General features: G+C 71.7%; 11 protein-coding genes. 1 reads left to right on the top strand and 10 read right to left on the bottom strand.

Features of this window, described 5'->3' with window-relative positions:
• Nucleotides 1-54: 54 nt before the first annotated feature.
• The 3 genes from BIU98_RS08745 to BIU98_RS08735 are packed head-to-tail and all read right to left on the bottom strand — an operon-like array spanning nt 55 to nt 2,506.
• Nucleotides 55-585: a hypothetical protein gene (locus tag BIU98_RS08745; RefSeq protein WP_071274924.1), complete on the bottom strand. Its 531-nt coding sequence runs from the start codon at nt 583-585 to the stop codon at nt 55-57.
• Nucleotides 582-1,835, bottom strand: a complete 1,254-nt coding sequence (locus BIU98_RS08740; RefSeq protein WP_071274921.1) for an MraY family glycosyltransferase — start codon at nt 1,833-1,835, stop codon at nt 582-584. The genes BIU98_RS08745 and BIU98_RS08740 overlap by 4 nt, the downstream gene beginning before the upstream one ends.
• On the bottom strand, nt 1,832-2,506 hold the full coding sequence (locus BIU98_RS08735; protein ID WP_071274918.1) for an L-threonylcarbamoyladenylate synthase: 675 nt from the start codon (nt 2,504-2,506) through the stop codon (nt 1,832-1,834). Before BIU98_RS08735 ends, BIU98_RS08740 begins: the two co-directional genes overlap by 4 nt.
• Nucleotides 2,507-2,544: 38 nt before the next feature.
• Between BIU98_RS08735 and BIU98_RS08730 the strand changes: the two genes are divergently transcribed.
• Nucleotides 2,545-3,192 (top strand): HAD family phosphatase, encoded by a 648-nt coding sequence (locus BIU98_RS08730; RefSeq protein ID WP_254787834.1) that lies wholly within the window; start codon nt 2,545-2,547, stop codon nt 3,190-3,192.
• Between the two features lie 101 nt (nt 3,193-3,293).
• Here the strand turns inward: BIU98_RS08730 and prmC are convergent, their stop codons facing one another.
• From prmC to lysA, 7 genes are all read right to left on the bottom strand, one after another.
• Complete coding sequence (prmC, locus tag BIU98_RS08725) at nt 3,294-4,169, bottom strand: peptide chain release factor N(5)-glutamine methyltransferase (RefSeq protein WP_071274915.1); 876 nt, start codon at nt 4,167-4,169, stop codon at nt 3,294-3,296.
• Nucleotides 4,170-4,181: 12 nt separating this feature from the next.
• Entirely contained in the window at nt 4,182-5,264 is a 1,083-nt protein-coding gene (gene prfA / locus BIU98_RS08720; protein ID WP_071274911.1) for a peptide chain release factor 1, read from the bottom strand.
• A 3-nt stretch (nt 5,265-5,267) separates the two neighbouring features.
• On the bottom strand, nt 5,268-7,598 hold the full coding sequence (gene rho / locus BIU98_RS08715) for a transcription termination factor Rho (RefSeq protein WP_071274908.1): 2,331 nt from the start codon (nt 7,596-7,598) through the stop codon (nt 5,268-5,270).
• A gap of 215 nt (nt 7,599-7,813) precedes the next feature.
• Nucleotides 7,814-8,728: a homoserine kinase gene (gene thrB / locus BIU98_RS08710; RefSeq protein ID WP_071276352.1), complete on the bottom strand. Its 915-nt coding sequence runs from the start codon at nt 8,726-8,728 to the stop codon at nt 7,814-7,816.
• Between the two features lie 74 nt (nt 8,729-8,802).
• On the bottom strand, nt 8,803-9,882 hold the full coding sequence (gene thrC / locus BIU98_RS08705) for a threonine synthase (protein ID WP_071274905.1): 1,080 nt from the start codon (nt 9,880-9,882) through the stop codon (nt 8,803-8,805).
• Nucleotides 9,883-9,983: 101 nt separating this feature from the next.
• Nucleotides 9,984-11,291 (bottom strand): homoserine dehydrogenase, encoded by a 1,308-nt coding sequence (locus BIU98_RS08700; RefSeq protein WP_071274902.1) that lies wholly within the window; start codon nt 11,289-11,291, stop codon nt 9,984-9,986.
• Between the two features lie 29 nt (nt 11,292-11,320).
• Nucleotides 11,321-12,763, bottom strand: a complete 1,443-nt coding sequence (lysA, locus tag BIU98_RS08695; protein WP_071274899.1) for a diaminopimelate decarboxylase — start codon at nt 12,761-12,763, stop codon at nt 11,321-11,323.
• Nucleotides 12,764-12,791: the final 28 nt, after the last annotated feature.

Genomic DNA, 12,791 nt, shown 5'->3' with positions numbered 1-12,791 from the left:
GCTCCGGACGCGGACTCGTCAAACCCTATCAGGTGCGCGAGCCTTCCCGGGCTCTCAGACCCGCGGGCCCTCGCTCCCAGGCTCCGCGGAGGCAGCCGACGGCCCATTCGACATGGGTCCGGATGACGATCCCGTCGACCCGTCCCCGGGCAGCGGCACGTCGATCGGCACGCGGCCCTTGGCGATGACGGTGACGTCGATCACGAGGGACCCGATCACGCCGACGATGATGGCCACGGCGAGCACGGGCGTGTCGACCCAGTCGCGGTCCTTGAGCAGGACCAGCACGACGATGAACAGCACGAACTTCACGAGGAACATCCCCATGATCGTGCCGAAGAAGGCACCGGAGATCATCTGCCCGCCGGAGAAGCGGATCGCCAGCAGCACGCTGACGGCGGTGAGCCCGCAGAACACGACGCTCATCACGGCGCCGATGAGCCCACCGGCGAGTCCGGGCCCCCCGGCGAGGAGGAACCCGACCAGTCCCCCGACGACGGCCAGGGCGCCGGCCAGCAGGGCCCCCTGCACGAGGATCCGTCGGAAGAGCGGGGTGATGTGGTCGAGGCCGTTCGGCGTGGTCACGAGGGGTCTCCAGAGGGGGAACGAGTCGGGCGGTCACGGACGGCAGCGGCGCGGTCCAACGGGTCGAGGCTGGCGTCGACGACGGCGCCGGCGACGCGTGCCGCTCCCGCGGCGGTCTGTGCGGCGATCTCCGTGCGTTTCCGTCCGAGCGGTGCGAACGTCGCGATGGCGCAGATGGTGAAGCCGACCGACACGAAGACGACGACCCACCACCACTCCACGAACAGGAACAGCAGACAGCCGACCGCGACGGTGGCCGTCCACGCGTAGAAGATCAGGACCGCGTGGAAGTGCGAGTGGCCCATGTCGAGCAGCCGGTGGTGCAGGTGCTTCCGGTCGGCGGAGAACGGCGACTTCCCCGCGCTGAGCCGGCGGGACACCGCGAGGGCGAAGTCGAGCATCGGCACGATGAGGATGGCGAACGGCAGCAGGATCGGGATGAACGCCGGCAGCAGGTCGGTGCGCGTGCGCACGGCGGCCGGGTCGATGTTCCCCGTGATGGACACCGCGCTCGTAGCCATCAGGAACCCGACCAGCAGTGCGCCGGCGTCGCCCATGAAGAGCTTCGCGGGGTGCCAGTTCAGGACGAGGAAGCCGCAGCACGCCCCCACCAGGACCGCGGTGAGCAGCGACGGCAGGTTGAAGAAGAACTCGGTCTGCACGACCACGCGGTTGATGAAGAACGTGTAGAGGAAGAACACCCCGCCGGCGATGATGGCGACGCCGGCGACCAGGCCGTCGAGCCCGTCGATGAAGTTCACCGCGTTCATCACCAGCACGACCGCCAGCACGGTGAAGATCAGGCTCATGTACGACGACCCGACACCGAGCGTGTTGCCGATCGGCAGCGAGACGATCGCCACGCCCTGCCACGCCAGGATCCCCGCGGCGATGATCTGCCCGGCGAGCTTCGTCATCCAGTCGAGGTCCCAGATGTCGTCCGCGACGCCGAGCACCACGATGATGGTGGCCCCCGCCAGCACGGCGAGCACGCGTTGCGGCTCCGCGAACACGAGCCGGAAGAAGTCGATGCCCTGGATCTCGGGGAACACGAACCAGGCGCAGAGCAGCGAGACGACGACCCCGAGGAACATCGCGATGCCGCCGAGTCGTGGCACCGGCGTGCGGTGCACGTCGCGTTCGCGGACCTGGGGGTACCACTTGTACTTCACGCCGAGCTTCCAGAGCAGGAAGCTGACGACGAAGCTCACGACGGCCGAGATCGCCCCCGCGAGCAGGTAGTACTTCACGTCCTGAGGTCGTCCCCGACGACCCGTTCGATCTCGGCGTCGGCGACGACCCCGTGGCGCACGATGCGGAGACCGTGGCCGGTGGCGAGCCCCGTGGCGTCGACGATCGTCGACCCGGTGGACGCCGCGAAGCCCTCGTGCGGTGCCAGCGACCCACCGTCGAGGTACACCGCGACGCTGTCGCCGAGCATGGCCTCGGCGGCGTCGACGTCCATCGCGGCCGGGTCCCCGGTCGAGTTCGCGGAGGAGACCGCCAGCGGGCCCACCTCCTGCAGGAGCTCGAGGGCGATCCGCGAGTCCGGCATCCGGAGCGCCACGGTCCCCCGGGTCTCGCCGAGGTCCCAGTCGAGGGACGGCTGCGCGCCGAGGATCACGGTGAGGCCACCCGGCCAGAACTCGTCCACGAGGTCGCGGACCTGCTGCGGGACCTCGCGCGCGAGCGCATCGAGCGTCGCCGGCCCGGGGATGAGCACGGGCGGCGGCGACTGGCGCGTGCGGCCCTTGGCGTCGAGCAGCCGCTGCACGGCGGCCGCGTCGAAGGCGTCCGCGGCGATGCCGTAGACGGTGTCGGTGGGGAACACGACGAGTTCGCCCCGTCCGAGTGCGGCACGTGCGAGCCGCATCCCGGTCAGGAGCCCGTCGGGGTCGGTGCAGTCGTATCGGGATGCCATGACTCGCACGATGATAGTGCGACAGAATAGGCGGCATCGTGAACGAGACCCCAGCGCCCCGCCTCCTGTTCCTCTTCGACATGGACGAGGTCCTGGTCCGCTACGACTGGGAGACCCGCATGGCGGGCCTCACCGAGCTCACCGGGCACGACCTCGTGGAGCTCCGCCGGCGCTGGTGGGTGTCCGGCCACGAACAGCGGGCAGAAGCCGGGCACTTCCCCGACGGCGACGCGTACCTGAGCGCGTTCCAGGACGCCATGGGCTGCGCGGTCCCGGAGTCCGAGTGGGCACGCGTCCGCGGTTCGGCGATGACCGAGCTGCCCGAGCGCATCGAGGCCGTCCGCATCGCCAGCGAGCACGGGCGTGTCGCCCTCCTCACGAACAACGGTCCGCTGGCCGGTCGCTGGATCCACGCGTGGGCGCCGTCCCTGCCGCCGCTGTTCGGGGACCACCTCGACACCACGAGCAACTTCGGCGCGCGCAAGCCCGAACCCGAGGTCTTCACCCGCGCGCTCGAGCACCACGGCGCCGCCGCGTCGGACACCTTCTTCGCCGACGACATGCCCGAGAACGTCGCTGGTGCCAGGAGCGTCGGCATCCACGCGGTCCTGGTCGAGCACGACACCGACCTGCGGGACGCCGTCCGCGCGTTCGTCGCGGCACGCACGGGCGTCAGCGTCGACTGACCCGCCGCCGAGACTCGGCCCCGCGGACACCCTGCGGGTGACGGAGCGCGCGGACTGCCCGGTGGGCCGAGACTCGGCCTGGAGGCTCTGCCCGGCTCCGGCTAGCGCGTCGCGGTGGTCGTGCGGTCGCGTCCCGTCAGGTCCTGATGCGTCTCCGGGGACCGGAACCCCCGGCGCGCCAGGACCTCGCGCACGGCTGCGCCCTGCGGCTCGGCGTGCTCGACCACGAGGAGGCCGCCCGGCACGAGCAGCCGCCACGCGGTCTCGGCGAGGGCACGCACGGCGTCGAGGCCGTCCGGACCGCCGTACAGCGCGAGCGCCGGGTCGTGGTCACGGACCTCGGGGTCGACCGGGACGGCGTCGTCCGGCACGTACGGCGGGTTCGACACCACGACCGAGACCGTGCCGTCGAGCTCCGGGAACGCGTCGGCGAGGTCGCCCTCGACGAGCCGCACCGTGTCGCCGTACGTCGCCACGTTCCGACGGGTCCACGGCAGCGCCTCGGCTGACCGCTCCACCGCGTACACCACGGCGTTCGGCACCTCGGTGTCCATGGCGATCGCGATGGCGCCGCTCCCGGTGCCGAGGTCGACGGCGATCGGCTCGGGGACGGCCGTGGCTCGGAGCGCATCGATGCCGAACTGCACGACGCCCTCGGTCTCAGGGCGCGGCACGAAGACGCCGGGCCCGACGGCCAGGGTCAGCGCCCGGAAGTGCGCCTCGCCGGTGATGTGCTGGAGCGGCAGCCGGGTGGCGCGTCGGGCGACCGCCTGTCGGAAGCGCTCGACGTGCTCCCCCGCGATCGTCCCCCCGGTCATGGCGCGGGCCTGCACCGCCCCACGCGACGTGTCCGTCGCCCAGGCGAGCAGGAGCTCCGCGTCCACGCGCGGGGTGGGGACGCCGTGCGCGACGAACGCGGCGGTCGCCTCGTCGAGGAGGCGGTCCGCCGCGTACGTGACGGGCTCGTGGGAGGTGATCCGGGCCTCCAGTCAGGCGCCCTGGTCGCCCACGGCGGCCAACTGGGCCTCTTCGTCCGCGCGGATGGCGGACTCGATGACCGGCTCGAGCGCACCGTTCATGACGCGGTCGAGGTCGTACGCCTTGTACCCGGTGCGGTGGTCCGCGATCCGGTTCTCCGGGAAGTTGTACGTGCGGATGCGCTCCGAGCGGTCCATCCCGCGGATCTGCGACCGACGGGCGTCCGACGCGAGCGCGTCGATCTCCTCCTGCCGCTTCGCGAGGATGCGGGCACGCAGGACGCGCATGCCGGCCTCCCTGTTCTGCAGCTGCGACTTCTCGTTCTGCATCGCCACCGTGATGCCCGTGGGCAGGTGGGTGATGCGGACCGCGGAGTCGGTCGTGTTCACCGACTGACCGCCGGGACCGGAGGACCGGTACACGTCGATCTTGAGGTCGTTCTGGTTGATCTCGACCTCTTCGGGCTCGTCGACCTCGGGGAAGACCAGCACGCCGGTCGTCGAGGTGTGGATGCGCCCCTGGGACTCGGTCGCCGGCACCCGCTGGACACGGTGCACGCCGCCCTCGTACTTGAGGTGCGCCCAGACGCCCTGCGCCGGGTCCGAGGAGTTCGACTTGATCGCGACCTGGACGTCCTTGTAGCCGCCGAGGTCGGACTCGGTGCGCTCGAGGAGCTCCGTCTTCCAGCCCTTGGACTCCGCGTAGTGCGTGTACATGCGCAGGAGGTCGGCCGCGAACAGCGCCGACTCCTCGCCGCCCTCGCCGCCCTTGATCTCCATGATGACGTCACGGCCGTCGTCGGGGTCCCGCGGGACGAGGAGGCGGCGGAGCCGTTCCTGGCGTTCCGCGAGCTGTTCCTCGAGCCCGGGGACCTCCTCCGCGAAGGCCTCGTCCTCGCGGGCGAGCTCCCGGGCGGCGGCGAGGTCCTCCCCCGCCGCCGTCCAGGCCTCGTACGCGGACTTGACGCGGTTCAGCTCGGCGAAGCGCCGGTTGACCTTCTTCGCGCGGGCAGCGTCGGCGTGGAGCGCGGGGTCCGACAGCTGCTGTGTCAGGTCCTCGTGTTCCGCCAGCAGCCCGGCCACCGACTCGAACACCGGTTACTCCTGGTGACCGAGGTGACCGTTCCCGGTCGCCGGGACGGACTTCTGGACCTGGACCAGGAACTCGACGTTCGACTGCGTCTCCTTGAGGTTCCGCAGCACGATCTCGAGGGCCTGCTGCGGGTCGAGCCCGGCGAGGGCCCGGCGCAGCCGCCAGGTGATCGTGACCTCGTCGGCGGAGAGCAGCTGCTCCTCGCGACGGGTGCCGGACGCGTTGACGTCCACGGCCGGGAAGATCCGCTTGTCCGCCAGGTGACGGTTGAGGCGGAGCTCCATGTTGCCGGTGCCCTTGAACTCCTCGAAGATCACCTCGTCCATCTTCGACCCGGTCTCGACGAGCGCCGTGGCGAGGATGGTCAGCGAGCCGCCGTTCTCGATGTTGCGGGCGGCGCCGAAGAAGCGCTTGGCCGGGTAGAGCGCGGCGGCGTCGACGCCACCGGACAGCACGCGGCCGGAGGGCGGGGTCACCTGGTTGTAGGCGCGGCCCAGGCGGGTGATCGAGTCGAGCAGCACGACGACGTCGTGGCCCAGCTCGACGAGGCGCTTCGCACGCTCGATGGCGAGCTCGGCGACCGTGGTGTGGTCCTCGGCGGGACGGTCGAAGGTCGAGGCGATGACCTCGCCCTTCACCGTGCGCTGCATGTCGGTGACCTCTTCGGGCCGCTCGTCCACCAGCACGACCATGAGGTGCGCCTCGGGGTTGTTCTTCGAGACCGCGTTCGCGATGGCCTGCAGCACGACGGTCTTGCCGGCCTTGGGCGGCGAGACGATCAGGCCGCGCTGGCCCTTGCCGATCGGGGACACCAGGTCGATGATCCGCGTCGACAGCTTCGCCGGCTCGGTCTCGAGTCGCAGGCGCTCGTTCGGGTACAGCGGGGTGAGGTCCTGGAAGTCGACGCGGCTCGCGGCCTCGTCGGCGGTCTGGCCGTTGATCGTGTCGATCTTGACCAGGGCGTTGTACTTCTGGCGGCTCTGCTGCTCGTTGTCCCGCGGCTGCTTGATCGCGCCGACGACGGCGTCGCCCTTGCGCAGGTGGTACTTCTTCACCTGGCCGAGGGAGACGTAGACGTCGCTCGGTCCCGGCAGGTACCCGGTCGTGCGCACGAAGGCGTAGTTGTCGAGGACGTCGAGGATGCCGGCGACCGGGATCAGGACGTCGTCCTCGGTGATCTCCGGCTCGAACTCGTCGTTCTGGCCGCCGCGGCCGCGCTTGCGGTCACGCTGACGACGGCTGCGGCCGTTCTCGGCCTCCTCGTCACGACGCTGCTGGTCGTCACGCTGCTGCTGTGCCTGGCTCTGGCCGTTCTGGGCCTGCTGGCCGTTCTGCTTCTGCTGCGCGGGCTGCTGGGCCTGCTTCTGCTGGCCGTTCTGGCCCTGCTTCTGCTGGTCCTGCTTGGCGTCGGCCTGCTTCGGCTCAGCCTGCTTGTCGTCGGCCTGCTTCTCGTCGGCCTGCTTCTGGTCGCCACGGGCCTGCTGGCCATTCTGACGACCGTTCTGCTGGCGCCCCTGCTGCTCGGCGTCCTGCTGGTCGCCGCTCTGCTGGTCACCGTTCTGCCCGCGGCCACGACCGCGACCACGGCTGCGACGGCCACGGCGCGAACCGCCCTCGCCGTCACCGTTCTGGTCGTCGTCCTGACCCTGCGCGGCGTCGGTGCCCTGCTCGTCGGTCCCAGCGCTCTGGGGCTGGTCGGCGCTGCGGGGCTGCTCGGCGCTCTGGGGCTGCGCGGCCGACTGCGGCTGCTCGGCGTCCTGCGGCTGCTCGGCCTTCTGCCCGCGGCGGCGGCGCTGGCCACCGGACTGCTGCCCGCCGGTCTGCTGGCCGCCGGCCTGCTGGCCGTTCGTCTGCGCGGCTTCCTCGGCGTCCTTCTCGGCGCGCACCTGGTCGAGGCCGGCGAGGAGGTCTTCGGTGCCGGTCTGGCCGTGGTTCGTGTGCTCGGCGGCCGTCGTCGGCGCGGTGGTCACGGTGCCGCCGGAGGTGGCACGGCGGGAACGACGGGCACGGGACGGTGCTGCCTGCAGCGTCGGTGCGACGTCGGCGCTGTCGGTCACCTCGGACCCGGCGTCGTGGTGGGTGGGCGTCTCCGGCTGGAGCTCGGCGGAGACCACGGCGGCGTCGGCGCCGGTCGTGGTCGCACCGGCGGTGGCGGCCGGGGCCTCGGGCTGGCCCTCGGGGCGCTTGTCCTCGATCGAGGCGATGAGGTCGCCCTTGCGGAGCTTCGAGAGCCCCGTGATGCCGAGGGAGGAGGCGATGCGCTGCAGCTCGGGGAGGCGCAGGGCACGCAGGTCGCTGGGGATCTCCACCGAAGAGGAGTTGTTCACGTTGGCCAAGTTGTTCGTTCCTTCCGAACCGCAGAGCGCGGAGAGTTTCCACCGACTTCCCACGCGATGCGCTGGCGCTGGTGAGCGCTGGCACGGGTGTGCGACGGCCGCCGTTCAGACGACGGACCGGGAAGCGGTGATCTGAGGGAGATCACACCTGCGGACCAGGAGCTCGTGCTGGCTGGGGTTCATGTCGACACGGTTCGTGTCGGCATGATGCCGCGCTAGGAGCGTCCGACGTGGTCCACCGGGTGCGCGTTCACTGTAGCACCACCGAGATCGACGGCCAGCATGAGGGGTCGCCAGGTCGATTCGGCGTGTCGTTCCAGCAGCGCGGCGGCCGTCAGACGCTGGGCAGGGTCCGACCCGAGCACGAGCAGGCTCGGCCCGGCGCCGGACACCACGGCCGCGAGCCCGTGCTGCCGCAGCAGGCGGATCAGGGCGTCCGTCTCGGGCATCGCACTCGCCCGGTACGTCTGGTGGAGCCGGTCCTCGGTGGCCGCGAGGAGCAGCTCAGGGCTCTGGATGAGCGCGGCGACGAGGAGCGCCGAGCGGGAGACGTTGAACGCGGCGTCGGCGTGCGGGACGCTCTCGGGCTGCAGGGAGCGTGCGAGCTTCGTGGACAGCGTCGACGTCGGCACGAAGACCACGGGTGCGACACCACGGTGCACGAGCAGGCGCTTGTACGCCGGGCCGTCGGCCGTCATCCAGGCGATGGTGAGCCCGCCGAAGAGCGCCGGCGCGACGTTGTCGGGGTGCCCCTCCATCTCGGTGGCGAGGGTGAGGAGCGTCGAGGCGTCGAGGTCGACGATGCCCTCGAGCAGACCGCGTACGGCCATCAGCCCGGCGACGATCGCCGCGGCCGACGAGCCCATCCCCCGACCGTGCGGGATGGCGTTCACCGCGCGGAGCTCGAGGCCGGGCTGCTCGACACCGGCGTGCTCGAGGCCACGACGGACGGCACGCACGACCAGGTTGGTGTCGTCGGTCGGGACCTCGCCCGCGCCGACGCCCTCGACCGTCACGGTCGCGCCGGGCTCCTGACGCACGCGGACGTCGACCTCGTCGTACAAGGAGAGCGCGAGACCGAGCGAGTCGAAGCCCGGTCCGAGGTTGGCGGACGTCGCCGGGACGCGCACACGGACCGCCCGTCCGGCCGGTACAGCGTTGCGGGCAGTGGTGCCCTCCCCCGGCCCGGACGAGCGGTCGAGGGTCACCGGGCGCCGGCCAGTCCGAGGACCTCGGCGATCGCGCGGGTGTCGACCGGGACGCTCGTCGGCGTCACGTCGCCGCCGTCCTCGGTCTTGAGGGCCCACTGCGGGTCCTTGAGGCCGTGGCCGGTCACCGTGATGACGACCGTGGCGCCCTTGGCGATCTCGCCGGCGTCGGCCCGCTCGAGGAGCCCGGCGACACCGATGGCGGACGCGGGCTCGACGAACACGCCGACCTCGGCGGAGAGGATGCGGTGCGCGGCGAGGATGCCGGCGTCGCTGATCGCGCCGAAGTAGCCGTCGGTTTCCTCTCGCGCCTCGAGCGCGTACTTCCACGACGCCGGGTTGCCGATGCGGATGGCGGACGCGATGGTCTCCGGGTGCGGCACGACGGCGCCGCCCACGATCGGTGCGGCACCGGCGGCCTGGAACCCGAACATGCGCGGGAGCTTGGTGGAGCGGCCGGCGGCGACGTCCTCGCGGTAGCCGCGGGAGTAGGCGGTGTAGTTGCCCGCGTTGCCGACGGGCAGGAAGTGGAAGTCCGGCGCGTCACCGAGGACGTCGACGACCTCGAACGCGGCGGTCTTCTGGCCCTCGATGCGGTCGTTGTTGACCGAGTTCACCAGGTGCACCGGGTAGTTCGCGGCGAGGTCGCGCGCGATGTCGAGGCAGTCGTCGAAGTTGCCCTGGACCTGCAGCAGCTGGGCGTCGTGGGCGACGGCCTGGCTGAGCTTCCCCATCGCGATCTTGCCCTCGGGCACGAGCACGGCGGCGGTGATGCCCGCGTGCGTGGCGTACGCGGCGGCCGAGGCGCTCGTGTTGCCCGTCGACGCGCAGATGACGGCCTTGGCCCCGTGCTCGACAGCCTTGGAGATCGCCATCGTCATGCCGCGGTCCTTGAACGACCCGGTCGGGTTCATCCCCTCGAACTTGACGTAGACGTCCGCGCCGGTGCGCTCGGAGAGGCGTCGTGCCGGGATGAGCGGCGTGCCGCCCTCGCCCAGCGTGACGATGGGCGTCGCCTCGGTCACGTCGAGTCGGTCGGCGTACTCGCGCAGGACTCCCTGCCACTGGTGGGCCATCAGGGTTCTCTCTCTGTCTGGTGCTTCGGGGCGGGTGGGATCTGGGCCGGCGGACCGGTGGTCTCGGATGCCGCCGCGGTGCTGCGACGGCGGGCGGGCGGTCAGGCGCCGACGACGCGGAGGACGCTCGCGACCTCGGCCACGACGTCGTCACCGCGGAGGGCGACGACCGTGTCGGCGAGGTCGGCCTCGCGGGCTTCGTGCGTGCCGATGACGAGGGTCGCCGTGCCGCCGTCGCCGTGGGCGCTCGACTGCTCGACGGTCTCGACGCTGACACCGTGCGCGGCGAGGACCCCGGCCACGGTCGACAGCACGCCGGGGGCGTCCGTCACGTGCAGGGTGATCTGGTAGCTCGTCCGGACGGCCCCGATCGGGAACACCGGCAGGGCCGACTGGGTCGACTCCGCGACCCCGGGACCGCCGATGACGTGCCGTCGGGCAGCGGAGACGAGGTCGCCGAGCACGGCGGACGCGGTCTCGACACCGCCGGCCCCCGCGCCGTAGAACATCAGGTCGCCGGCGGCCTCGGCCTCGACGAACACGGCGTTCTTCGCCCCGTGCACGCTGGCGAGCGGGTGGGTGTCGGGCACGAGTGCCGGGTAGACCCGTGCGCTGACGCCCTCGACGCCGTTCTCGTCCGTCAGGCGCTCGCACGTGGCGAGGATCTTCACGACGTAGCCGGCCTTGCGGGCGGCACGGACCTGCTCGATGGTGACCGAGGTGATGCCCTCGCGGTGCACGGCGACGAGCGGGACCGAGGTGTGGAACGCGAGCGAGGCCAGGATCGCGGCCTTCTGGGCGGCGTCGTAGCCCTCGATGTCCGCGGTCGGGTCGGCCTCGGCGTACCCGAGCTCCGTGGCTGTCGCCAGGGCGTCGTCGAACGTGGCGCCCTCCCGGTCCATCAGGTCGAGGATGAAGTTCGTGGTGCCGTTGACGATGCCCATGATCCGGACGATGCGGTCGCCGGCGAGGGAGTCGTGCAGCGGACGGATGATCGGGATCGCCCCGGCCACGGCGGCCTCGTAGTAGAGCTGCGCTCCGACCTGTTCCGCCGCTGCGAAGAGCTCGGGGCCGTGCGTGGCGAGGAGGGCCTTGTTGCCGGTGACCACGTCGGCGCCGGACTGCAGGGCCTGGAGCACGAGGGTGCGTGCGGGCTCGATCCCGCCGATGAGCTCGACGACGATGTCCGCGCCGAGGATGAGCGATCCGGCGTCCGTCGTGAAGAGCTCACGCGGCAGGTCGACGTCACGCTGGGCGTCGAGGTCACGGACGGCGATCCCGACGAGCTCGAGGCCGGCACCGGCACGGGAGGCCAGTTCGTCGCCGTGCTCGAGCAGGAGCCTGGCGACCTGGGACCCGACCGAGCCGGCCCCCAGCAGCGCGACGCGGACGTTGCGGTATTCGATCATGTGGTGCGTGTCTCCGGGATCTCGGGGGTTCACCGCGCGGCACCGGCTGCGGCCACGGGCGACACCCCGGTGTCGCGAGCGAGCAGGTCGTCGACCGTCTCACCCCGGACGAGGATACGGGCAGTGCCGTCCGCGACCGCGACGACCGGCGGGCGTCCGACGTGGTTGTAGTTGCTCGCGAGGCTCCAGCAGTAGGCACCGGTGGCCGCGACGGCGAGCAGGTCACCGCGCTGGACGTCACCGGGCAGGTACTCGTCCTGCACCACGACGTCGCCGCTCTCGCAGTGCTTGCCGACGACGCGCGTGAGCACGGCGGGCTCGTCCGACGTGCGGGCCAGGCGTGCCGTGTAGTCGGCGCCGTAGAGCGCCGGGCGGATGTTGTCGCTCATGCCGCCGTCGACGGAGACGTACGTGCGGGTCGCGGTGGCGCCGGTGCCGGGCTGGGCGTGCTCGTCGTCGAGCTCGAGGGAGACCGGCTTGATCGTGCCGACGCGGTAGAGCGTCATGCCGGGCGGGCCGACGATGTAGCGCCCGGGTTCCACGGCGATCTCGGGGACGGGGATGTCCCGCTCCGCGCAGGCCTCGGCCACGATGGCGGCGAGGGCGTCGGCCACGTCTTCCGGCTCGAAGGCGGAGTCGCTCTCCGTGTAGTCGATGCCCCAGCCGCCGCCGAGGTTGAGCTCGGGGACCGGGCCGGTGGCGACGAGGGTGGCGTGCACGTCCATGAGCCGCCGGGCAGCTTCACGGAAGCCGGACTCCTCGAAGATCTGCGAGCCGATGTGCGAGTGCAGCCCGACGAACGCGAGCGAGGGCTCCGCACGGACTGCCTCGGCTGCCCGGACGGCCTCGTTCAGGGGGATGCCGAACTTCTGGTCCTCTCGCGCCGTCGCCAGGTACTCGTGCGTCGAGGCGTGCACGCCGCTGTTGATCCGGATGCGCACGCGCTGCACGGTGCCGGCGTCGGCCGCGGCCCGGGCGACACGCCCGATCTCCTCGTGCGAGTCGAGCACGATCGTGCCGAGCCCGATCTCGACCGCGCGGGCGATCTCGGCGTCGGACTTGTCGTTGCCGTGGAAGCCCATCAGCGCGGGGTCCGCGCCGCCGGCCAGGGCCACCGCGATCTCACCGGCGGTGCAGACGTCGAGTCGCAGGTCGGCTTCCGCCATCCACGCGGCGACCTGGGTCGTGAAGAAGGCCTTGGCGGCGTAGTAGACGTGCGCCCGGGTGCCGATGCGCGCGAAGGCCTCGGTGAAGGCGTTGCGCACGCGGACGGCGCGGGACTGCACGTCCCGCTCGTCGACGACGTAGAGCGGCGTGCCGAACTGCTCGACCAGGTCGGCGGCGGTCACGCCGCCGACGGCCAGCGAGCCGTCGTCGGTGCGGGTGGCGGAGGCCGGCCAGATGCGGGCCGTCAGCGCGGAGGCGTCGGACGGGTACCGCAGCCGCGGCGGGGCAAGGGGGTTCTCGCTCACGCGACCGATCCTACCGAGCCGCACCGGG

It is taken from the genome of Curtobacterium sp. MMLR14_010 (assembly GCF_001865015.1).
In the GTDB taxonomy this organism is placed as follows: Bacteria; Actinomycetota; Actinomycetes; order Actinomycetales; family Microbacteriaceae; genus Curtobacterium.
This window is presented reverse-complemented; position numbering and strand designations above follow the sequence as displayed.

What these genes read in the sequence shown, in the direction of transcription:
- BIU98_RS08700 (WP_071274902.1), bottom strand. Translation starts at nt 11,291, where the DNA reads ATGATCGAATACCGCAACGTCCGCGTCGCGCTGCTGGGGGCCGGCTCG.
- BIU98_RS08735 (WP_071274918.1), bottom strand. Translation starts at nt 2,506, where the DNA reads ATGGCATCCCGATACGACTGCACCGACCCCGACGGGCTCCTGACCGGG.
- thrC (WP_071274905.1), bottom strand. Translation starts at nt 9,882, where the DNA reads ATGGCCCACCAGTGGCAGGGAGTCCTGCGCGAGTACGCCGACCGACTC.